Below are 24,147 nucleotides of genomic sequence, written 5' to 3'. Positions count from 1 at the left end.
AGACTCTATAATAAAGCCTGTCTTTTACGATATCTTATTTTATATCCCACCAAATATTCGTTGTCATCTCATCTGGGCCTTGCTGTTGCACAGCTTTCTGAACGTTTTCTTCATTCGATACAATTTCCGTGGCAGAATAAGGAAGTCTTCTGGGAACAATTCCATTATTAGGTTGGGTTACAAAGAAGCTATTGTTGTCAGTTAATGCTGGAATTAAATCTGTTCTTCTTACTAGAGACCAGCTTTCATAACCGTTCATCAATGCTGCTATCCAACGTTGATTCCAAACCATTTCTAACTGGTCTTGTACACTACCACTTAAATTCGCAATATTCTCATTTGAAAGAAATGTTTGAATATCGGTAGCAGGTACTTTCCAGAAAGACATACTTGCTTCAATTCCTTGACGGTATAAGGTATTGGCATCCCCTCCATATCCCAAAAGGGCAGCTTCTGCTTGAAGGAAATAAGATTCTGCTGCTGATAGTATTTTAATTGGAGCTAAGTCTTCAATTTCAGTAGTTGACAATCCTACTACCATTTCGCTAGGATCGGCAAAATCTTCACGAGGTAATTGCGTTCTAGATCCAATAGGTGACCCTTTAAATTCTCCGTTAGTAACGGAAGGTGTAGAGATTTGCGACAGACGCGGGTCGTTATTGTCGGCCAATAAATTAATGTAACGATCGGTAAATGTAAATTTAGATCCTACTCCTGCAAAACCCCAATAGACATCTTCAAAACCGCCATCTAAAAACGAAAGTAAGAGCGGTGTTTCAGATCTTTTTAAAAGTCCTGAATTGGATTCGTTGATAAGTGTGCTTGAAAGACAATCATTTATAACACCGTCTATAAAGGCCTGTTCGCCATCAGCAATGAAAGCATCTCTAGACCTTATGGCCATTCGTAATCTAAGGGTGTTTGCTAGCGCTTTCCACTTTTGAGGGTCTCCACCATAAACGTAATCACCTTCGGCACCGTTAATTGGGGTGGTAGAATTACCTATCGCATCCATTTGGGCTTTTAAGTCCTCCATAATACCCATATAAATGCTTTTCTGGCTGTCATAAACGGGTTTTGGGTTTTCCAGAATGAGATTTTCTCCTGTAAGTTCGCTGTAAGGAACATCTCCAAAAATATCCGTCATTTTCTGGTAAAACCAAGACATCATTATGCGTGTTACCGCTATGCCATTTTCATCACCAATTTCAGTATACGATTTTAACAAGTTACGAGCATTCAGAGTAACTTTTTTATAGCTATTATCGAACATACCATTCGTCCAACCTTGGTTGTTTTGGTAGGCATCTGCACCAAACCAAGAGCCTTGGTAGTTATAGCTAAACTGATTAGCGAATTGACTGCTATAAATTAAATTTCCTCTCCACGTTAGGAAACGTGGCTCAGCAAATTCGAAATATTGTACTCCAGCCATTATACCTTCGATAGGAGCGGTTGTGGCATTGTAGGGGTCTGTGTTTATTTCTTCAAAGTCTTCTGTACAGGCAAACAGGGAACCCGCAAGTGCCAAGCCTGTTAAGATATATTTTATTGATCTCATGTGTTCTTCTGTTATAATATTCTACTATGTGATTTGTTTAAAACCCTATGCTTAATTTAAATCCGTGACTTGAGGTTGATGGAAAACCGAAGTATTCCACACCATTAAATCCACGGTTAAAACCAGTTTCGGGATCGAAGTTGTCTGTGTTTTTATGAAGAATAGCTAGATTTCGTCCGATGTAGCTTAATCTCAATTTTGAAAGGTTCAATTGATCAAGGAATTTACCTGAAAAGTCATAGCCCAGACTAATTTCCCTCAACTTTATAAAACTGGCATCATAAACCCAGTTTTCTGAGATTTGTGCAAGTCGACCCCAATAATTTTGAGGGTTTGCTCCACGCGCAGCTACATCTGGGTTAAGCGATCCATCTATCACCGCATTATCGGGTACGGTAAATCCATTACCTCCTGTGAAATACTCTCTGTTCTGAAGAGTTTTTACATCTGTACCGGAACTTGCCCTTACAATATCAGAGTAGGAGAATATATCGCCTCCGAACCTAGCATCGAATAAAACAGAAAGAGAAATGTTTTTATATCTAAATGTATTTTGAAAACCTGCAAGCGCATCTGGATTGGTACTTCCAATTTCCCCAATTTCTCCTACAATTGGCAATCCATCGGAGTCATAGATGATTTCTCCATTTTCGTTTCTTTCAAAAGTCGAACCAAATAAAGTCCATAAGGATTCTCCTAGTTTTGCACCTACTTGGACAACATCATTAAATTGTCTTTCTACAATTTGTACATCGATTCCTTGCGCTAACTCCTCAATTTTATTTTCATTTTTAGAAAAGTTAAGTGTTGATGTCCAACTAAAGTCTTCTCCCTTGATGATATCTCCCGAGATTACTAATTCCACACCTTTATTGGTAATTAAACCTGCGTTTATAAATTGAGAGTTTGCACCGCTCGCAGGGGGCAAGCTAAGTTGTAAGATTTGGTCTTCGGTATCTATAGCATAGTATGTACCGTTTATACGTAATCTGTCGTTAAAAAACCTTGCGTCCAGACCAACTTCGTACGATGTAGAAATTTCTGCAGTTAATTCTGGATTTCTTAGATCCGGTCCCGTTCCTGCTCCTTCTTCTGTAACTCCGTAGTAATTGAAGAGTTGACCATTATATGGCGCAGTTGAAACGTTATAGGTATTTGTTAGGCTATAAGGGCTTGTTGCATTTCCTGTTTTGGCGTAGTTTCCTCTCAATTTCAGATAAGATAGGCCTTCTCCCTTAATGGATGGAATGGCATCGGTTAAAACCAAACTTCCTCCAACGGATGGGTAAAAGAAAGAAGCATTATCTATTGGAAGGGTAGAGGACCAATCATTTCTACCTGAGAATTCCATAAACGCAAAACCTTTAAATCCAAAATTCACAGAGCCAAAAATAGAGTTAGAGCTACTTCTCAACCAACTGGAATCAATATTCTTTGAAACAAAATTATTGAAAGAGAATATATTGTCCTGAACAAAAGTCTCTCCGGTTGTTATAAGCACTTTGTCAGATTGATCGATATGACTTAAACCGAAAGTTGCTGCTACTGAAAAGTTTTTCCCTAAACTGGAGTTATAGTCCAATAGAAAATCGTAGTTATTAAGTTGTGACTTTGCATTAAATTCATCCATTTTTCCTTCTGGAGCAATATCGAAAGCTCCTTTTGGGCGGTATATAAATGCATTTTGAAATGATTGATCCTGAGATAATCTTAAGGTAGCTTTCATGCCTTTGAACAAATCGACCCCAACCGAAACCAAACCTATGTATCTTTCGGTTTCATCTTCATTCAAAAGTGTATTCGCTGGATAATACGGATTCATAATAAAGCTACCGTTCCAGTTATTCGGAGTTCCTTCTGGTGTTAAGTAGTTGTCGCTAAGAAGTTGATTAGAAATATTTCTTGGTTTAAGAGAAAGCGCTTTAACCGTATTCGATTGACCATCGGTTAATTCAGGTCTGTTTTCACCATTTTGATTACTATAATCAAGTTTGCCAAATACTTCTACGCGCTCTCCAACATCGATTCCTGCCGCGATTCCAAAATTGTGCCTTTTCAAATTCGTTCCAGGTTGTATAGATGAATTGTTTAAATAACCATAGGATAACTTATAGTCAAAACCGTCTTTTGCTTGAGAAATATTGATAGAGTTTAAACTAGTTATTCCAGTATCATAATAATCTTTAAAGTCATCAGGGTTGGAACTGTAAGCTGCTGTTCCAACGCCATCAAAACGTTCTCTTTGAGATCCGTCCATTTGTGGTCCCCAACTTCCACCGTCAGTAACAGAATAAATAAGTTGATCTGTTGCCGTATCATAACGGCCTTGACCGTAAACATTCTGTAGTTTGGGTTCTACCAATACATTATCAAAAGTGAGCGTGGAATTTATTTCGACTCTTGCTTTTTCTGATTTTCCTCTTTTAGTTGTTATAACCAAAACTCCATTTATTCCCCGAAAACCGTAGAGCGCAGTTGCGTTACCACCTTTTAAAACGGATACTGAGGCAATATCGTCTGGATTTAAGTTTGAAAGTCCGTCTCCGTAATCAAACCCTCCAGCAAAATCTCCTTGTCCCAATGAATTGTTATTAACGATTGCTCCATCGATTACCAGTAATGGCTGATTACTTCCACTTAAGGAACTTATACCCCTGATGTTAATATTCGTGGAAGAACCAGGTCCCGTAGCCCCAGATCGAATGTCTACCCCGGACACTTTTCCTTGGAGCGCAGTCGCAAGATTAGGATCGGAAGCTTCTGTTAGTGATTCAGAACCAACTTCCTCAACCAAATAACCTAATTTCTTAGCTTCTTTTTTGGCTCCAAATGCCGTTACCACTACTTCGTCCAAGCTTTCGCTGTCTTCTTCAAGACTTACATTAATAGTTGTTTGGGCACCTACGGTAACTTCTTTAGGCTTCATCCCTAAATAAGAAAATTTCAGCACATCACCCGGACTTGCCGTTATGGTGTAATTTCCGTCGAAATCGGTTTGGGTACCTTCAGAGGTACCTACAATCATAATATTTACGCCCGGCAAAGGAACGTCGTCAAAACTACTCGTTACCACTCCAGAAATTTGTACATCCTGGCCATACACCCCGAAAAGGGATACAAGCGATAAGAGAATGAAAAGTAAATTTTGTTGTTTCATTTGTTAGTGATTATTTGTTTATTGATTTTTAACCTGGTTAGCAGGAACCCAAAACACCATTTCTGTCTTTTTATTTATTAGGTTAATAGTCAAGTGAAAATGGCATTTCAGATTATCAATTTGTTAATTAATGGTTAAAAATTACTTCGAAACTCTTTCTGCAAAAAGCTTTTTATACAAACAACATCATTTTGGCAACAAACAACAAGTAATTTTAGATAACAGTTTTTTAACATTCCCTATTTTTAAAAATGTTTTGGTTATTCATGTAAATAATTATATTTTTTCACAGTTTTTTAATCAAAACACCGAAAACACTGAATATTATTTAATATGTTCGTAAATGAACTTGCTGTAAAGAAAACGATTGCGTGGAGATACCATATCTATTTTTGGGGTATTTATTTCTTGATTAACTTCATCCGATGGGGAAGTTATTTTGATGATTACGCATATTCCTTTGCATCCAACTTAGTAGAGTTTCCCTTACACATTATTATAGTGTACTTTAATGTGTATTATTTAATGCCCAAGTTTATTTACAAAAAAAAGTATACTCTTTACGTGATCTCCCTAGTTCTGCTTTTGGGAGTTCATTACATTATTAGGAGTGCATTAAATTACTGGTTGGTAACGGAAAATATCTGGCCAGAAGCTCAGGGAACTCAGGAAGCTTTTGGTATTAATCATATGGTAGCGGTAGTAATTGGGGAACTTTACGTACTCGGAATTACCGCTGCTATTAAGTTTACGGTTGATTTTATAAACGAAAGAAACCAAAACCAGAACTTAAGGGAACTTCAGTTTAAAACAGAATTAAAATACCTAAAAGCGCAAATGCAACCCCATTTTTTCTTTAACACGCTTAACAATTTATATGCCCTTACACTAAAAAAATCCGAACAGGCATCAGATGTTGTGCTGCGCTTATCAGATATTATGCAGTACGTTATTTACGACGCCAGTAAGAAGAAACTTCCTCTTATTCAGGAGATTAATTATATCGATAATTATATTGAACTGGAAAAATTGCGTTATGGGAACGATATTTTTTCAGAAATAGATATAGATGGAGATATAGATGATGTTAAAATTCCACCATTACTTTTTTTACCCTTTATTGAAAATTGTTTTAAACACGGAGTCCAGCATGATAAAAAGTTGAAGCTTAACGTCTTTTTTACAAGAAATGATGATGAATTAATTTTCAAAGTCGAAAATAATATGGATAGGAAAGATGAAAAAACGCCTTCTAAAAAAGGGGGTATCGGACTAAAAAATATGAGAAGAAGATTGGAAATATTGTACAAAGATAAATTTGATTTGAAGACAAACGCAATTAACGATATGTTTGTAGTGACGCTTAAAATTCCTATTCAATGATGATAAAGAGCCTAATTATCGATGACGAACCATTGGCCATTGAAGTTATTCAATCTTATATTAACGAGTTTACAAATATTGAAGTCGTTCATGTGTACAATAACCCAATTCAAGCCTTGGAGACCATAGAAAATGGTGAAATCGATGTAATTTTTTTAGACATCAACATGCCAAAAATGAACGGATTGGAGTTTCTTCGGAATCTAAAAGAACATCCGTTAGTGATTATTACCACTGCCTATCGGGAATACGCCATAGAAAGTTATGAGTTGGAAGTTTTGGACTATTTGGTAAAGCCTATTCCGTTTAACAGATTCTTAAAATCAATCAATAAACTTACCGCGAGATTGATGGAAATTAACGGAGTGAAGCAAATAGTTGATTTTGAACAAGATTCCCACATCTTCCTTAAAGTAGATAAAAAACTGATTAAAATCTTCTTGCATGATATTCTTTTTATTGAAAGCCTGAAAGATTACATTAAGCTTCACAGTAAAGATGGAACCTATATTTCCCATAAATCGCTTTCCAGTATTACGGAGGAATTACCTTCTGAAAATTTCATAAGAGTGCATAAGTCGTACACCATCGCCATTGATAAAGTTAAATCCTTGGAAGGGAATCTACTCGAAATAGAGAACAAACGAATTCCTATTGGTAGAAATTACGCAAAACATACCAAAGATAGTATCCTTAAAAACAAGGGAAATCTCTTAAACGAATAATCTAAAATTTTAAACTAACCTAATCAAATCATAATTATGACAGAAAAGTCTCAAGCCCCCAATACACTTGTGCCCATTGCAATTATTGCTGGGCTATTTTTCATCTTCGGATTTGTAACCTGGATAAACGGCGCCCTTATTCCTTTTATGAAAACCATTAATGAGTTAACGGATGCACAATCGTATTTGGTAGCATCAGCATCTTATATATCCTTTGTGGTAATGGCTTTGCCGGCCTCGTATGTAATTAGTAAAGTAGGTTATCGTTGGGGAATGTCCCTCGGACTCATAATCATGGCTTTGGGAGCGTTGGTTTTTATCCCTGCGGCAGAAGCGAGAACCTATTGGGTATTTTTAACCGGTATTTTTATCCAAGGAATTGGGATGACGCTCTTACAAACCGCTTCCAATCCGTATATCACAATATTGGGACCTATGGAAAGTGCTGCGAAACGCATCGCTATAATGGGAATAGCCAACAAAGTGGCTGGAGCGTTAGGGTCTTTTATTTTTGGAGCCATCCTTTTAACGGGAATAGACGAGATTAAAGAACAACTTACTCAAGTTACTTCGGAAGAAAAGACTGTCCTTTTAAATGAAATGGCTGATAGTGTGGTAATGCCCTACATCGTGATGGCAGGAGTGTTATTTCTGTTAGCAATTTTAATTACCAAAGCTCCACTGCCACATGTGGAAGCGGCGGAAGTGGAAGAGGAGCCAAATGAAGATGGGGTAGTGATAACCAAGAAAACAAGCATTTTCCAATTTCCACATCTTTGGTTGGGCGTTTTGGCTTTATTTGTTTATGTGGGCGTTGAGGTAATTGCCGGAGATACTATTATCTCCTACGGATTGTCACTCGGGATTCCAGGGGAAGAAGCTAAAACATTTACGCTGATGACGTTAATGGCGATGGTAGCTACCTATCTTTTAGGAGTGTTTCTCATTCCGAAATACATCAGTCAAACAATTGCACTTAGAGGTAGTGCGGTTTTAGGAATCGTCTTTGGGATAGGTATCATTAGTACCACGGGGTTTACATCTGTTCTTTTTGTGGCCGCTTTGGGTATTGCAAATGCACTTGTTTGGCCTGCTATTTGGCCCTTAGCGTTAAACGGATTGGGGAAATTTACCAAAACGGGTTCGGCATTATTAATTATGGCAATTTCCGGAGGAGCTATTATTCCTCCATTATATGGAGCCATTGTTGACGCCAAAAAAGAAGCGTTGTTAAGTAGCGGTATAGAAGTAACAGTTGCTACTGCAGAGGCATCTACTGCTGGTTACTATATTTTATTTCCTTGCTATGCCATCATTCTTTATTACGCACTGCACGGACATACCATTGGAGTAAAAAAGTAGTATTTATATTTTTTAAAAAGCTAGAGTTATAAAAAGCTTGGTTATATTTGGAATGTAAAGCTTTGCTGGGATATTGAAATATGTTTCCTTTCAAAGCTTTGCAATGCCGATGATTAAATAAATCGGTTTTCATGCCAAGTTTATAATGACAGCAAAACTTCAACAGATTAAAGGCCTATTTTACCGAGACGAAAACAGCACGTTGTGGCAACGATTTTTTTGGAATAGCCTATACATTGCTTTTTTTCTGCTACCGTTGGATATCAACTATCCCACGCCCTTTTTTATATTAGCGATAATTTCAGGAAGTATAAATATTTTCAAGGGAGAAAAAAAATACGATCCTAAAAATAAGGTCCTATTACTTTTTCCAGTGTATTTTTTAGTGTTGTTAATTAGCATGTTTTATACTGAAAATGTTGCTGATGGCTGGAAACTTATCCAGCGTTCGTTAAGTTTGCTCCTTTTTCCTATTATTTTCCTTTTCGTAAAAGAGGATGCCAACTCAGTTAGAAAATTATTCGATTTTTTAATGTATGGTTTATTGGTGTCATTTGTTATCAACCTCGGAATTTTAATTACGGATGTGATTCAACATTTGGATTCTTTGGATGCTGGCTTCTCTAAGCTTTATTATTTGGAAGAAATTTGGACAGCATTTATAACATCCCAATTTTCAAGTTTGGTAAACCCAGGGTATATTTCCCTATATATTTTATTGGTGCTAAGTTATTACCTCAAGAATGAGATAAATAATTTTTATCGTTTTGCAACAGTGCTTGTATTGTTTACGTACTTGTTTTTATTGGCTTCCAAAGCAGCCATTATTGCACTTTTCTTTATGTCCATATTATTAATTAGAAAGGTAAAAGAAAAGAGCAAACGGTTTTTATTGTGGTTGTTGTTTGGCTTGGGAATTATCGTTTTTGTTTCCAATCCTAGAGTGATAAACGGCGTTGTTTCAGATACGCAGGAAGTAAATGCTACCATTTCTTTTCAGCAGCGATTTTTAACGTGGCGAGCGGCAGCAGAAACCATCGATGAAGCACCGGTTTTAGGATATGGAATTGGCGACGCCCATGATGCATTGATTGCGAAATACAAAGAATTAGGTTTTACGGAGAATTATAAGAATAGGTACAATGCGCACAATCAATTTTTAACAACTTGGCTGGAGGCAGGTGTGTTAGGCATATTTGTGCTGTTAACCATATTTACTTGCCTAGCGGTTTATTTAAGGAGGAGTGTCAATGAGTTTTCTGTCTTTTTAGCCTTGTTTTTTGCTCTTTTATTTGAGTCAATGTTGGTGCGTTTCAATGGTATAGTTTTCTTTTCCATCGTAGTACCTTTATTGTTGAAAGAACGCAGTATTCTTAGCAGTAGGGTAATTCGTAATTCATAGTTGTTTAGATGCCTTTTTGGGAAGTTTCTGTCATTGACCACAAAAAAGAAAAGGCTGCCTTTTAAAATCAAGACAACCCTTTCTGCGGAATTAAAATAATCGTTAACTCTATATATTCAAACGTAATTCGTCTAACTTTTAAAGCGTTGCGATACGTTTTAACTTCTATATAAAATGAATGGCATACATTTTCATTTATAAAAATGCACACGTTCAATCAGGAATCTATAAACAACGGGATGTAATCTCGAGCATTCTTGATTGGTTAGTTTTCACTTTCCAAAGAAAAGAAAGAGATTTTAAGTAAGCGTTACTAGAGCAGCAAGCTTATGTTACCTATTTAGGCGAAAGTAAATTAATTGTTATGTAAAAAAGGATTTGAATGAAATCTATTTCTGATTATAACCAAATCGTTTTAATTGATTTTGATTAGAACGCCAATTTTTATTGACTTTCACGTAGATTTCAATATGGACTTGTTTTCCAAAAAACTGTTCCAAATCTTTTCTGGCCTGTATGCCCACTCTTTTTAGCGCGCTCCCTTTGTGGCCAATAATGATTCCTTTTTGGGAGTCCCTTTCTACCATAATTACAGAACGAATTCTAATGATTTCTTCATCTTCCAGAAATTCTTCGGTTTCAACTTCAACAGCGTATGGGATTTCTTTTTTGTAGTTGATTAGAATTTTCTCCCGAATAGTTTCATTAACAAAAAAACGCTCCGGCTTGTCGGTAATCTGATCTTTCGGATAAAATGGGGGAGAAGCGGGGAGCAATTCCAGAATACGGTTAAAAATCGTATCGATATTAAAGTTTTGCAACGCAGAAATAGGATATATTTCAGCATTGGGAACTTTTTCACTCCACCATTGTACCTGTTCTTCCAAAACATCTTGGGAAGAAACATCAATTTTATTCAGCAATAACAGAACAGGAAGTTTTGAAGCAGTAATTTTATTGAAGAAAGCTTCGTCTTTTAACTCTTTTTCGCCAATTTCTACCATGTAAATAAGTACATCGGCATCTTCAAAAGCGGACTTAACAAAATCCATCATGGATTGTTGCAATTCATAAGCAGGCTTGATAATTCCTGGGGTATCAGAAAAAACTATCTGAAAGTCATCACCATTAACAATCCCAAAAATACGGTGACGGGTGGTCTGCGCTTTTGAAGTTATTATAGACAACTTTTCCCCAACAAAAGCATTCATCAAAGTAGATTTTCCCACGTTTGGGTTTCCAATAATATTAACGAATCCTGCTTTATGATTTTCCATACTTTATCTTAATCTAGGGTGCAAAGATAAGTTTTTATACCATTCTTTAATTGATAATGCTGCAAAAGAAAGCGAAGAAAAATATAGTACAGCCTAAGCTACGGTTTTATTTAATGGTTAAGATAAAATTGAAAAGACACCTTGTATTCCAATAATTTCGCGGGATAAATGGTTTTATAATGATATTGATTCAGTTTACACGAAAAGAAAGCCTAAAATAAGATAAGCAATTATAGTCAATACGCCACCAATCAAAGCATACGGTAATTGCGTATTAACATGATCGATATGGTCACTTCCAGATGCCATGGAAGAAATAATGGAAGTATCTGAAATAGGTGAGCAATGATCCCCGAATACACCTCCGCCCAGCGTAGCAGCCACCACCAGCGGTAACTCTGTTGAGTGTGCAGTTGCCATAGGAATTGAAATAGCCATCATAATGGCGAAAGTTCCCCATGAAGTTCCCGTTGAAAAGGCGATAAAAGAGCTTATTATAAATACAATAGCTGGTAAAAACTCTGGTGATAACCATTCTTTAGAAAGGGCTGCGACATACTTTCCAGTTCCCAGTAGATCACAGGCATTGCCAATAGCAAACGCAAGCATCATTAAAAGAGCGAGCGGCATTAATTCACTGATTCCTTTTAACGTGAGATCTACCATTTCTTTTGTTTTCATAATGCCTTGTGCCCTGTAGAGGATCATGGCCACCAAAATAGCGGCAGTAACCGCATAAAGTACGGCAGACGATCCTGAGCCTTTTCCGATAGCCTGAAAAAGATGATCAAAAAAGGAATTGGAGTCCTTTACTTCGCCCCATCCGGTAAAAGCAAGGTTTATGGGCATCATAATAACCATGGTAGCCAATGGAACAATCATATTGTAAGCTTTTGCTTTTATCCCAGGTTTAGACTCAAAAGAAGTAATAGTATCCGAGAGCATAGGCTTCGCATTCTCATTCATTAAGGCACCTGTTTCTTTGGTTCTTTTTTCGGCTTTAGCCATCAAACCGATGTCTGTTTTAGAAGTAATTACCAAAAAAACAATCAAAATGGCCAAGATCGGATAAAAATTATAAAGGATAGAATTAATCATTAACGAAAACGGACTGTCAATTCCTTGCGTGATTAAAAGCCCCATAATAAACGCACCCCAAGCATTAAACGGAATCAGAATGGAAGAAGGCGCCGAGCTCGAATCGGCAATGTAGGCCAGTTTTTCCCGGGGGATTTTCAGTTTGTCAAAAACAGGACGGTACAAAGTTCCGACCGTGAGGGAGCTTATGCTGGTTTCCACAAACAATATAATTCCTGTAAACATCGCCAGTAACTGTACAATAACCCGGCTATATCCTTTCTGCTTGTTTTCGAAATAGGTAATTAATTTATTAAGTTGAATGATGAAGCCTTCAACACCTTTGGAATACTGAATAAACAACAATAACGCACCTACCAATGCGCTAAACATGATTGTCCTCGTGTTGCCAGGGGATTTAAATACGTTAACCAAGCTCTCGATGGTGGCCAAAGTTCCTTCAAGCGGATTCCAGTTATTCATAATCATCCATGAAAACCAAATCCCGAACAGCAACGCGATATACACTTGTTTTGTTCGTAATGCTAAGATTATAGCAATTATTGGGGGTAGAATCGAGAGAAAACCATAATCTTCCATGCAACGTTGTCTTATATTAGAAACACAAAGTAGGGGAATTTTATTTAAATATCAATTTTCACAGGACTGAAAAAAAATCAGGATTATTGTAAAACATTCAATGTAAAGGTTTTAAATGGTGGGTCAGTCTATCCTTGAAAATTAGCCAAGAAAAATTTTTAAATTTTATTGCATTTTTGTTTGGCAAACTAGAAATACCTCGTATATTTGCACTCGCAAACATCGCGGGATAGAGCAGTAGGTAGCTCGTCGGGCTCATAACCCGAAGGTCACTGGTTCGAGTCCAGTTCCCGCTACTAAGAAAGAAAAGGCTTCACAGAAATGTGAAGCCTTTTTTTGTATTTAAAATGTGGTATGGGTTGTAATTATTAGAATAGATCAGATTTAAATTATAATCCATTGCTAAAATATAGACTTGCGCATTTCAGTCTACCGATCAGAGAGAAGATTTAAGTTTTTTAAACTCAGCTTCCAATTGATCGAGTTTAGTTTTCAAATGCTCTTTTTTCAGCTCAGGTATTCGGTGGTAAATCACAAATTCAATTTTCCATATTTCATTTATTTTTGAAACCTCAAATTCACTATCCGATATTTTTGGATGATCTGCTTTAAAAGTATAATGAGTACCATTATGTGATATTCTTCTTACGGTTACGTCATTAGTTGTGGTGATTAAGTATATATTTGAATCATCTATGTTTGACCATTCTTCTTTGTTCAGTTTTTTACCAATTACAATATCTTCGGGAAACAATCCGTCGTTATTATTGCTCATTTCTAAATCGTGAACTAAAAAAGCCCGAAGTTCATGATCACTTTGGATTGGTAATTTTATTTGAGGCAGGTCCGCTATAAAATTCTCATTTGCATGATATTGAATATATCCATCAATTAGTGATTCTATAATGCATGGAATCTCAATCATATTGATGGGTTCTTTCTTTGTTTTAAAGTATTCAGAATCCATTTGGAAACTCGACAATTGATTAACTGTAAGTTCCTTTGTTAACATATCATCAATAGAAATGCTAAAATGATTAGCAATTTTTATCACAGTTTCTAGTTTTGGCTCACTTCTGCCTTCTTCGTAAGCTCCTAAAGTTCCTCTTTTCAGCGAGAAAAGCTCAGCAAATGACTGTTGGCTAAGCCCCTTCACAGTTCTTATTTTTTTTATGTTTTTACCAAATAAAGTCATTTTTTGCTAATTTTATTTGCAATATTAAATTTAATTCGTATCTTGGGCTAACAATATTAGCAAAAAACTTTGTCATTTGCTAACTAAAATAGAAGAATGTTACTTTCATTAACCACCATTAAAAACTTTATAGAATCGAGATGTTGCTAATTTTGATACAGGTAATTAAAAATCTTATTGAATATATTCATTATATAATTAATACTTTTTTGTAATATTAGACTTTTTAATTTTTAATACTAACCGTAAAAACCAATTATGAAAAACCACTTTAATATAACACGGGATTTTTTACTGGAATTGAATTTTGGTATTACTAAGGAGAATCCGAAAGATGGATTTCTTGTAGTTCAAAAGGAAAATTATGGAATTAGAAATCTCATTATTGGAGTAGCTCCGCCAATTTTGATTATGGAGCAATTTATTTTTAAGATCAATAACCATTCAGCTAAAATCTATAAAAATCTTCTTCAAAAAAATCGTGACATCGTTCATGGAGCATTTGTCTTAGATGATTCTGGGGAAAGGGTAATTTATAGGGATACGCTTCAAATAGAAAACATGGATCTTAATGAACTGGAAGGATCTTTGAATTCTTTAAGTCTGTTGATGAGTGAATATTCCGATCAAATCATTGAATTTTCAAAATACTAAAAACTTTAACTATGAACATTTTTAGAAGGTTATTTAAAATAGGAGAGGCAGAAACAAACGCTGCAATAGATAAAATGGAAGATCCCATAAAAATGACAGAACAAGGGATTCGAGATCTTAAATTGGATTTAGACAAAAGTCTTGAAGCTTTGGCTCAAGTAAAAGCTATGGCTATTCGTGCAAAGAATGATGAAGAGGATTTCCAGAATAAGGCAAGTGAGTATCAGAATAAGGCAATCATCATTTTGAAGAAAGGGCATTCCGGAGAAATGGATTCCACAGAATCAGATAGATTGGCCAAAGAGGCGCTTGTTCAAAAGGAAAATACCGAAAGGCAAATGCAAAGAGCTAAAGAAGAAGCGGTGAAATTCAATAATGATGTTGCTCAGCTGCAAAAAAACATACAAACGATAAAGTCGAATATTAATAGTTGGGAGAATGAGCTCAAGACCTTAAAAGCAAGAGTTAAAGTTAGTAACGCCACTAAGAATTTAAATAAGCAAATGGCGGAACTTGACAGTACCGGTACGGTTTCAATGCTTGAGCGAATGAAAGAAAAAGTGGCCCAAGAAGAAGCTTTAGCAGATGCCTATGGTGATATAGCTAGGTCCGCTACATCCGTAAATGAGGAAATTGATACTGCTGCAGATACATCAAAGGCAAAAGCGGATGCTGAATTGGAAAAGCTTAAAGCGCAGTTGGGTATGGGAAATTCTAAAGACGCATAAAATTGACGGATTTAACTAATATACTCTTTTCGGAGGTAAACATAGTATTGAGCATTTTGCTCATTATACTAATCCTTTACTGGATAGTAACTATGATTGGAGGGCTTGATTTTGAGCCCGATTTTGATGTCCAACTTGATGCCGATTTGGAAATTGATACAGGGATTGAAGGAGGTAATATGGATTTTGAAGACATTTCAAACACCGAAGTAAACCAAGAAGATATAGTTGGAAAAAGGCGTGAACCACTTAAATGGTGGCAAATTTTTCTAATTTATTTCAATTTCGTTGGCTTGCCCTTCATGTTTACTTTTACTTTTTGGATTTTCATATGGTGGTTTATAACAGCTATATCAACAGCCTTAACCTATACCTATGATAACTTTTTAGGGTTTGGAATTATGCTTTTGGCTATTTTTCCGTCACTCATTCTTACCAAAATGGTAACGGCTCCATTTAAAAGCTTCTTTAAAAACTTAAATAAAGATGGAGATGCGCCCCTGGATTATTTAGGAAGAAAAGCCACGCTACTTTCTTCTATTTCGGACGATAGAATGGGCAATGCACAAGTTAACATAAATGGAGACACATTGTCCATCTACGTTAAATCGCTAAACGGCGAGCCTTTACAATACGGAACTAGCATTTTGATTATCAAAAGATCTGCAGACCGTAATTATTACCTAGTACAATCTTATAACGAATAATTAATATTTTAAATATGGAATCAATTTTACCAATTGTTGGAATTGGAATAGGTATTTTACTATTCCTAATTATTGTTTACTTCGCTATAATTGCGATGTTCTATAAAAAAGTACCTCAAGGGCAGGCTTTAATAAGAACTGGTTTTGGAGGTACAAAAGTGGCAACGGATAAAGGTCTTTATACCGTGCCTGTTTTTCACAAAACGGAAATTATGGATATTTCTGTTAAAAAAATACAGATTGAGAGATTGGCTCATGAAGGACTTATCTGCAAGGATAATATGCGTGCAGATATAAAAGTTGCTTTTTTTGTTCGAGTGAATAATGACGTTGAGTTTATAAAAAGAGTTGCACAAACTATAGGAGTGGATCGTGCCTCTAAAATAGCCACCTTGGAAGATCTTTTTGAAGCAAAATTTTCGGAAGCTCTTAAAACGGTAGGGAAAAAATTCGACTTTATAGAGTTGTATGAAGCCCGTAGGGAATTTAGGGACGAAATTGTAAATATTATCGGTACAGATCTTAATGGCTACACTTTAGAAGATTGTGCTATTGACTTTCTTGAACAAACTTCGGTTAAGGAATTAAAACCAGACAATATTCTTGACGCAGAAGGTATTAAAAAAATCACAGAGCTTACGGCGGTTCAAAACATGAAAGCAAACCTCATTAAGAGGGATGAAGAAAAAACGATTCGAAAACAAGACGTCGAAGCTAGGGAAGCTATTTTGGAACTCGATAAGCAATTGGCTGAAAAGGAAGAACAGCAAAAGAGGGAAATAGCAAATATTAAAGCAAGGGAGGAGGCAGAAACCCTGAAGGTTAATGAAGAGGAAAGACTTAAGTCTGAAAGTGCAAGAATTGCTACGGAGGAAAAAGTTAAAATTGCTGAAGAAAACATGCAACGTCAAATTATCGTGGCTCTTAAAAATAAAGAGCGAACCGATGCTGTTGAGTCTGAGCGAGTTGAAAAAGACAGACTATTGGAAGCTACAGAGCGTGAGCGAGTAGTTACTTTAGCGCAAATAGAGAAGGAAAAAGTAGTAGAGGTAGAAAAGAAAAACATCCAAGATGTTATTCGTGATAGGGTAATGCTGGAAAAAGGAGTTGTAGAGGAGCAGGAAAATATGAAAGATATCCAAGCATTTAAAACGGCGGATAGGGATAAACAAGTTAAAATTACAAATGCTGAAGCGCTTGCTCAGGAAGATTTAATAAAAACCATCAAATCTGCTGAAGCGCAAAAAGAAGCGGCGAAGCAAAAAGCAGAAGAAATTAATATTGAAGCTTTAGCACATAAAGAGGCTAGCCAGAAACAGGCAGAGGCTAGAAAAATTCTCGCCGAAGCACAAGCCAAAGAAGAGGCCACCGTTGGTATGTCTGAAGCCCAAGTAATGCATGCTAAAGCAGATGCAAATGAACGTCAAGGCCTGGTAGAAGCAACCATTATAGAGAAAAAGGCTAAAGCTGAAGCTGCTGGGATTGAAGCGAAAGCAGATGCGAAACGGAAGGAAGGCCTTGCAGAGGCAGATGTGATTAAAGAGAAAGCCATCGCGGATGCATCTGGAATAGAAGAAAAGGCAGCTGCAATGAAGAAACTTGATGGCGTAGGTAAAGACCATGAAGAATTTAAGTTGCGACTTAACAAAGATCTTCAAATAGATCTTGCCAATATTAATATTCAGAAAGAGATAGCAGACGCGCAAGCCAAGGTAATTGGTGACGCCTTAAAAGCGGCTAAAATTGATATCGTGGGTGGTGAGACTATGTTCTTTGATCAAATTGTGGGACAAATTACCAGAGGAAAAGGATTCGATAGGTTGGTCCAAAATTCCAATAACATTCAGGAGGTAAAAAATGCCATTTTAGGTAGTGATGATGTAAAAGGTAATTTACTTGAGAAAGTAAAAGATTTTGCCAATAAGTACGGTGTCTCTTCAGAAGACTTAAAAAATGTGAGTATCGCTAGTTTGATAGCCGATATTAAGATGAGATCCGACAATAAAGAAGAGCAAACAATGCTAGGGAACCTTCTTAGCTTAGCTAAAGGTTTGGGTATTTCAGAACAGACGGTTTCGAAACTGAAAAAATAAAGAGAGGCCGGCAACCAAGCCGGCTCCCTTTGAATGTTTACTGGTACTCATTATTATTTCAAAATTAAATTCGGGCTACGATAGAATGGCAAAAGAATCTATAAAGGAAGAAGTTACTCAAAAGCTGGACGCTGGCACTTACGAAGTAATCCAAGGTAGGCTTCAGAAGCAAAAAACTGAATTACAAAAAAGATTAAAAAAGCTAAACCAAGATAGAAAAGAAGTTTTTGGTTCCCTAGAAACGAAACTTATCTCAAACGATCGTATTAACACAGAGAACAACTGTATTGCGCGGGATATTGTTTCTTTAGGTAATACTTGCTTGTTTGGTTACAATGTTCATTTCGGATTGAGAACGGATATCAATCTTAAAGACGTAATGAGTGTTTATCGGTTTCAGGATAATAGTTTTCAACCTGTATCACTTGATTTATTAAAGGATGATGTTTTTGAAACTGATTTTAAAAATCTTTATAAATATTATAGAAATACCATTTTTTCAAAATTCGCCATAATTGGGAACTATTTATATATGGTATTTCAGTTGAGCGATAGCGTAACCGATATAAAAACTTTTAAATGGTTAATTAAAGACAGTCAACTTCACTATGTAGATAACAGGAGCGACCATGAATACAAACTGCCAACCCAACATGAATTTAAATGGCAGGAAGTATCGAGGGATATGCATAGACAGGGGCTGCATGCCCATGTGTCTATTTTAGACCGTGTTTTTGTAGAAACGATTGGTGGTGACCTTACTATAAAAATTGAAGATAACACTGATGATGGAAAAGGAATTTATTCGAAGGAAGTTGTTCATAGGGACCAAACCCTGGATGATGGTCAATATAAATACGCGGACTTAGGGAATCTGGTTATCCTGGATATTAAACCATTTCAAGAAGATTCAAAATATTTTGTTTATAATCATAAGCTTAAGGAAGTTCAGAAAATTTCTAGTATAAAAGAAGCATGCGTCTTACTTCCCGATGATCACGGGATTATTTTTCCAACTGGATTTTACTTGCAAACTGGTGAGTATCATATTTTTGAAAACGATATATCGAATGTCAAATTTCAGCAAAGAATAAGCTCTCCCAATGGAGAGGATTATATGTATGTTTTCTATTCACCTGAAAGCGGTTTGTATAACCTTATGAGTTATAATGTAATTTCCCAGAAAATTCAAACCCCTATTATTTGCAATGGTTTTACTATTCTTGAAAATGGTGAGCTATGTTATTTTAAAAATGAGAATGAGCAGTCACGCCACCATCTAATCCAGATTTGGCAAACTCCATATTCGAAAGGGGATTTTATGCCTTCTGAACATAAGGATAGCTTTCTTTTTAAAATAGGAAACAAGGATATTGTAAAAGCCATGGCCGAGGTAAATGGTCTTATAAATCTTCTAAATAAAGAAGATAATTATAATGGACTTTATTCGGACGTTGCTAAACAATCTAAGGATATTCTCGACGCTTATTATTGGCTTAACGAGGAAAGTACTCAGCAGCTTAATGAGCCTTTAAATGAGATAAATCAAGCTGCTAATGCCGCTATTGATGAGTTTCAAAAAGTGCTGCAGTTAAAGAAAAATGCAAAAGAAGAAACTGAGACCATAAGTAAAAAAGCTGATACTCTATTTAACAGCATCAAGAGCGCTGGTTATAGAAAAATCAATGATTTTGTTACGGCACTCTCTCAGTTAAGAGAACTTCGGGGCGAAGTGATTACTTTAAAGGAGATCAGATATATAGACACCAAGTTCCTAGAAAGTTTGGAACAAAAAATTGAAGAAGAAACCAGTAGAATATCAGAAAGATGTGTTCGGTTTTTACTAGATGATAAAGCGCTGCATCCTTACGAAGAAGCTGTTAAAAGAAAGCAGGAGGATTTAAATAACATTAAAAAAGTTGTTGATGCGAAAAAATTGGAAGAAGATGTAAATCAAATATCCCAAGATCTAGAGCTGCTAATCAACATTGTCTCCAATTTAGAAATTGATGATACATCCCATTCTACCAAGATAATTAATAATATTTCTTTAATTTTTGCTACTATCAACCAGTTGAAAGCAGAAATAAAGGGTCGTAAACATGCTCTGGGAGAGAAAGAAGCCCAAGCTGATTTTGCTGCACAAATTAAGCTGATTGATCAAAGTATTATAAATTACTTGGATGTAGCAAATTCCCCACAGAAATGTGACGAATTTCAAACCAAGATTTCAGTTAAACTAGAAGAGCTGGAAGGCAAATTTGCCGATTTTGAAGAATTCATTGGTCTTATTATTGAAAAAAGGGAAGAGGTTTACAATGCTTTTGAAGGCAGAAAGAATAGCTTGATCGAAAAGCGAAACAAGAAGGCAATTTCCTTACAGAATTCGGCCCAAAGAATTTTAAAAGGTGTTCAAAAGAAAGCGGAATCGTTTTCAGAGGTTTCAGAAATCAACGCTTATTTTGCTTCGGATATTTTAGTAAATAAAGCGAGGGATATAGCAAAGCAGCTTCAGGAAATGGAAGATAGCGGTAAGGCTGAAGAAATTCAGTCATTATTGAAATCTACACGTGAGGATTCTTTAAGAAAACTTAAGGACAAAAAAGAGCTATATGAAGATGGTGAGAGTGTTATTAGGTTTGGTAAACATAAGTTTGGTGTAAATAATCAAGAGTTAGACCTTACAGTTATATATACTGACGGGAAATTAAAATATCATTTAACAGGAACCGATTTCTATCAAAAAATTGATGATGAAACTTTATTGAAATCTGAAGAATTTTGGCATCAGGATTACATTTCAGAAAATGAACATATTTACAGGGGATCATACTTGGCCTACAAGATTTTTCTAAATCATAAAAAGGAAATTCTTGAAAAGACAAATGAAGAGCTTTTAAGTTTTGTTCAAGAAGAAAGCAGTAGGGATTATTCCGAAGGGTATGTAAAGGGTGTACATGATGTAGATGCAACAAAAATTCTCTCCACGTATATCCAAAAATACAAAGATCTTGATTTGTTAAGATATCATCCTGAAATAAGAGCTTGTGCTCAATATTTTTGGAATTTTACAGATGAAAATACTAGAAATTACTTAAACGAGACGATTAAAGCATCTGGTAACGTCATCTCGTTTTTTCCGGAAGTCAATGAACAAGAGTACCCTTTGGAAAAACTGGAAAAATCAATTAATGAATTTTTAGAGAAATCAGGAATTTGTTCTACTGATCATACTAAGGAAACAGCAAAATACATTTTTGAGGAACTGCAAACGGATGATGATTTTCAAAAAAGTAGAATTGCACTTGATATTAAGGAAGATTTTTTAAATATCTTAAAAGAAAAAAAGGTAGATCTAACTTTTAGAAAAAGTTTAGAAAGTTTTAAAAGCGATGAAGCTAAGGTTTCGTTGGTTAGACAATGGGTAAAAGCATTTTTAAGTAGTAATACCGACAAACTTACATTGAAGTCAAAATATGTCGATGAAGTCGTTTGTTTAATATTGTTTGAAGACGAATCTACTTTAAATACTAAATATGTATCTCCTTCTGAAGAGATTAGTGGTTTAATAGGGGAACATTCATCTATTGAAAGAGGGGTGTTTACATTTAATTATCATGATTTCACCAATATTCACGATGATTATTTCAAAAATAAAGTTCCTGCATATTTAGCCTATAAAAAGGCGAAGCATGAAATTACAATTAAATTAAAAAAGGACTTAAAATTAGAAGAATTTAAGCCTAGGATTTTAAGTTCTTTCGTCCGAAATAAATTAATCGATCAGGTGTATTTTCCGCTTTTTGGGGATAATCTTGCAAAACAGTTAGGAACTGTGGGAGATACAAAAAGAACTGATAGAATGGGGTTACTTCTGTTAATATCGCCGCCAGGATATGGTAAAACGACTTTGATGGAATATATTGCTAATAGATTAGGCCTTGTTTTTGTTAAAATCAACGGGCCGGCAATAGGACACGATGTAACCTCTGTGGATCCAGCTTCAGCTTCTAATTCCGCAGCGAGGGAAGAACTTAAAAAACTTAATTTGGCATTGGAGATGGGAAATAATGTTATGTTGTACTTAGATGATATTCAACATTGCAGTCCGGAATTTTTACAAAAGTTTATTTCCCTTTCGGATGGTACAAGAAAGATTGAGGGTGTATACAATGGTAACTCTAGAACATACGACATGCGAGATAAAAAATTCTGTGTTGTTATGGCTGGTAATCCGTATACTGAAAGTGGGGAAAAATTTAGAATACCCGATATGCTCGCCAACAGAGCCGATATTTATAATTTGGGAGACATTATTGGAGACACCGCTCATTTGTTTAGGCTGAGTTTGATTGAAAATTCCTTAACCTCAAATCCGGTTTTACAACAGTTGGGAAGTAAAAATTTTGAGGATGTGTATAGGTTAATCGATCGTATCGAAAATGAAAATAAAGAAGTTCAATTAACAGGGAATTATACAAACCAAGAAATTCAAGAGTATATTTCTGTGTTGGAAAAAGTCATTCAAATAAGAAATACGGTTCTTAAAGTAAATGATACTTATATTAAAAGTGCGGCTATGGAAGATGAGTACAGGACCGAACCGGCATTTAAACTTCAGGGTTCTTATAGGGATATGAATAAACTCGTTGCAAAAGTGGTTCCTATAATGAATAAGAAAGAATTGGAAACACTTGTTCTTTCTCATTACGAAAGTGAGTCTCAGACGTTAACATCATCAGCGGAAGCAAATCTATTGAAATTCAAGGAGCTTACACACCGACTAAGTTTAGAGGAGGAAGAAAGGTGGGCAAAAATTCGTGAAACCTTTCAGAAGAACAATAAACTGAAAGGCTTAGGAGATAAAAACGAAATGGCTCAGTTACTTGCTCAATTGATGCAATTCTCTGAGAATTTGGAAGGAATTCAAAAAGTACTTCAGAAAGGATTTGATAAATAAAATTAATCTGTTCTCAAACCAGTCTTCATTTCGATATTACTGTCTAAACGGTAAATGTTCTAATTATCATAAAATCAAAAACTTTTAATTATTGGCTGATGCCTATCATAAATTTATAAAGCAAAGGATTGTTTATTTGCAATATAAATTTATCTATGGTTACGTAATTTTCTATACTGTTATTTAGAAAGGGGAAATTATGTCTTATTATGATATAAGTATAAACTAAATGCTAAAGTCTTAGGTCGAGATGTGCATAATTTTGCATGTCCAATTTTCTGTTATGGCTAGTGAAGTAGCTTCTGAATTTGGTTTCAAAAAAAAATGTCCAATAGAAACCAAAGGGATTAAAGGTTTAAAACCCAACTTAATCCAAAGCAATTCTTCAATGCCTAATAGAATTACTAAAACCAAAGCGAAATGCATACTTGTAAAAACTGTAAGTCATACGATTGTAGTTTGTTTAAATATTTAAACAAAAATGAAATCGGCGAACTCGAAGATTCCAAAAAGACTATCAACTTTAAGAAAGGTGATATTATTTTTTACGAAGGCGAGGTAGTTAATAAAGTGATTTGTATCAAAAATGGGGTGTGTAAATTAACCAAGATTAACGACAATGGTTTTGAGCAGACCTTGAGGTTAGTTTCTTCAGGCGGGTTGTTCGGGCAACGAGCAGTTATTACAAACTCTCCTTCGAAGTACAATGCTATTGCGGTTGAAGATGTTACTGTTTGTTATATTCCAAAAAACGAGCTTTTGAGTTTCTTGGAACGGAATAACATTTTTAATATTGAAATATTCCATACGATTTGTCAAGATTTGGATTTGACTGAGGAATACATAACAACCATGACCCATAAAACGGTTCGAGAAAGAATTATAAAAATGTTATTGTTGTTGTTTGAAAATTATGGGGAGTCAGAATCCGGAGACTTAAGAATTAAATTGACAAGAGAAGAATTAGCTTCTTTAGTGGGAACCACTCCAGAAAGTTGCATTAGAGTCTTGTCAGAATTAAAGAAAAATAAATTGATAAAGTTTTTAGATAAAAGGACAATTTCACTTAACGTAGCAGAGTTAGAAAAAAGAACTGTATAAGTTAGCGTTTTTTACCCTTTTAACTAGTAGTAAATAGATGTTGAAAAATAAAAAGTTGAGACATACTTTTTGGTTTTTTGTTATAATTCCGCAAAGAGATTCTTCTCCTTGCGGTTTTTTTTGTAACAATTTTGTTAATAAAAAATAGTGCGTCAAAGTAATCTT

General features: G+C 35.5%; 15 protein-coding genes and 1 tRNA gene. 11 read left to right on the top strand and 5 right to left on the bottom strand.

The window, feature by feature from the left end; all coding sequences use genetic code 11:
- Nucleotides 1-34: 34 nt before the first annotated feature.
- Nucleotides 35-1,561 (bottom strand): SusD/RagB family nutrient-binding outer membrane lipoprotein, encoded by a 1,527-nt coding sequence (locus NDQ75_RS00140; RefSeq protein ID WP_202028743.1) that lies wholly within the window; start codon nt 1,559-1,561, stop codon nt 35-37.
- 37 nt (nt 1,562-1,598) lie between these two features.
- Nucleotides 1,599-4,718, bottom strand: a complete 3,120-nt coding sequence (locus NDQ75_RS00135) for a SusC/RagA family TonB-linked outer membrane protein (protein WP_202028742.1) — start codon at nt 4,716-4,718, stop codon at nt 1,599-1,601.
- A gap of 333 nt (nt 4,719-5,051) precedes the next feature.
- Between NDQ75_RS00135 and NDQ75_RS00130 the strand changes: the two genes are divergently transcribed.
- The 4 genes from NDQ75_RS00130 (at nt 5,052) to NDQ75_RS00115 (ending at nt 9,590) form a co-directional block, all read left to right on the top strand.
- Complete coding sequence (locus tag NDQ75_RS00130) at nt 5,052-6,101, top strand: sensor histidine kinase (RefSeq protein ID WP_202028741.1); 1,050 nt, start codon at nt 5,052-5,054, stop codon at nt 6,099-6,101.
- Nucleotides 6,098-6,826, top strand: a complete 729-nt coding sequence (locus NDQ75_RS00125) for a LytR/AlgR family response regulator transcription factor (protein WP_202028740.1) — start codon at nt 6,098-6,100, stop codon at nt 6,824-6,826. Before NDQ75_RS00130 ends, NDQ75_RS00125 begins: the two co-directional genes overlap by 4 nt.
- 36 nt (nt 6,827-6,862) lie before the next feature.
- Nucleotides 6,863-8,188 (top strand): sugar MFS transporter, encoded by a 1,326-nt coding sequence (locus NDQ75_RS00120; protein WP_202028739.1) that lies wholly within the window; start codon nt 6,863-6,865, stop codon nt 8,186-8,188.
- Nucleotides 8,189-8,333: 145 nt separating this feature from the next.
- The gene (locus tag NDQ75_RS00115) at nt 8,334-9,590 is read left to right on the top strand and encodes an O-antigen ligase family protein (protein ID WP_202028738.1); all 1,257 of its coding nucleotides are present in this window, start codon (nt 8,334-8,336) and stop codon (nt 9,588-9,590) included.
- 389 nt (nt 9,591-9,979) lie between these two features.
- Here NDQ75_RS00115 and era read toward each other — a convergent pair whose 3' ends face one another.
- Both era and NDQ75_RS00105 read right to left on the bottom strand, forming a co-directional pair.
- Nucleotides 9,980-10,867 carry a GTPase Era gene (era, locus tag NDQ75_RS00110; RefSeq protein WP_202028737.1) on the bottom strand — a complete coding sequence of 296 codons (888 nt, stop codon included), beginning with the start codon at nt 10,865-10,867 and terminating at the stop codon, nt 9,980-9,982.
- 195 nt (nt 10,868-11,062) lie between these two features.
- Nucleotides 11,063-12,544 (bottom strand): Na+/H+ antiporter NhaC family protein, encoded by a 1,482-nt coding sequence (locus NDQ75_RS00105; RefSeq protein ID WP_202028736.1) that lies wholly within the window; start codon nt 12,542-12,544, stop codon nt 11,063-11,065.
- A 223-nt stretch (nt 12,545-12,767) separates the two neighbouring features.
- Between NDQ75_RS00105 and NDQ75_RS00100 the strand changes: the two genes are divergently transcribed.
- Nucleotides 12,768-12,840: transfer RNA gene (locus NDQ75_RS00100), tRNA-Met, on the top strand.
- 140 nt (nt 12,841-12,980) lie between these two features.
- Here NDQ75_RS00100 and NDQ75_RS00095 read toward each other — a convergent pair.
- On the bottom strand, nt 12,981-13,739 hold the full coding sequence (locus NDQ75_RS00095; protein WP_202028735.1) for a helix-turn-helix domain-containing protein: 759 nt from the start codon (nt 13,737-13,739) through the stop codon (nt 12,981-12,983).
- Between the two features lie 258 nt (nt 13,740-13,997).
- Here NDQ75_RS00095 and NDQ75_RS00090 point away from each other — a divergent pair, with 258 nt between their 5' ends.
- The 6 genes from NDQ75_RS00090 (at nt 13,998) to NDQ75_RS00065 (ending at nt 23,982) form a co-directional block, all read left to right on the top strand.
- Nucleotides 13,998-14,393 (top strand): type III secretion system chaperone family protein, encoded by a 396-nt coding sequence (locus NDQ75_RS00090; protein WP_202028734.1) that lies wholly within the window; start codon nt 13,998-14,000, stop codon nt 14,391-14,393.
- Nucleotides 14,394-14,404: 11 nt separating this feature from the next.
- Entirely contained in the window at nt 14,405-15,121 is a 717-nt protein-coding gene (locus NDQ75_RS00085; RefSeq protein WP_202028733.1) for a PspA/IM30 family protein, read from the top strand.
- Between the two features lie 92 nt (nt 15,122-15,213).
- On the top strand, nt 15,214-15,828 hold the full coding sequence (locus NDQ75_RS00080; protein ID WP_242513684.1) for a hypothetical protein: 615 nt from the start codon (nt 15,214-15,216) through the stop codon (nt 15,826-15,828).
- A gap of 14 nt (nt 15,829-15,842) precedes the next feature.
- Nucleotides 15,843-17,921, top strand: a complete 2,079-nt coding sequence (locus tag NDQ75_RS00075) for a flotillin family protein (protein WP_202028731.1) — start codon at nt 15,843-15,845, stop codon at nt 17,919-17,921.
- A gap of 85 nt (nt 17,922-18,006) precedes the next feature.
- The gene (locus tag NDQ75_RS00070; RefSeq protein ID WP_202028730.1) at nt 18,007-22,881 is read left to right on the top strand and encodes a DNA repair ATPase; all 4,875 of its coding nucleotides are present in this window, start codon (nt 18,007-18,009) and stop codon (nt 22,879-22,881) included.
- A 420-nt stretch (nt 22,882-23,301) separates the two neighbouring features.
- Nucleotides 23,302-23,982 carry a Crp/Fnr family transcriptional regulator gene (locus tag NDQ75_RS00065; protein WP_202028729.1) on the top strand — a complete coding sequence of 227 codons (681 nt, stop codon included), beginning with the start codon at nt 23,302-23,304 and terminating at the stop codon, nt 23,980-23,982.
- Nucleotides 23,983-24,147: the final 165 nt, after the last annotated feature.

The sequence above is a fragment of the Galbibacter mesophilus genome (genome assembly GCF_023721415.1).
GTDB classification, from domain to species: domain Bacteria; phylum Bacteroidota; class Bacteroidia; order Flavobacteriales; family Flavobacteriaceae; genus Galbibacter; species Galbibacter mesophilus.
The sequence above is the reverse complement of the archived record's forward strand: the minus strand, read 5'-3'. Positions and strand labels throughout refer to the sequence as shown.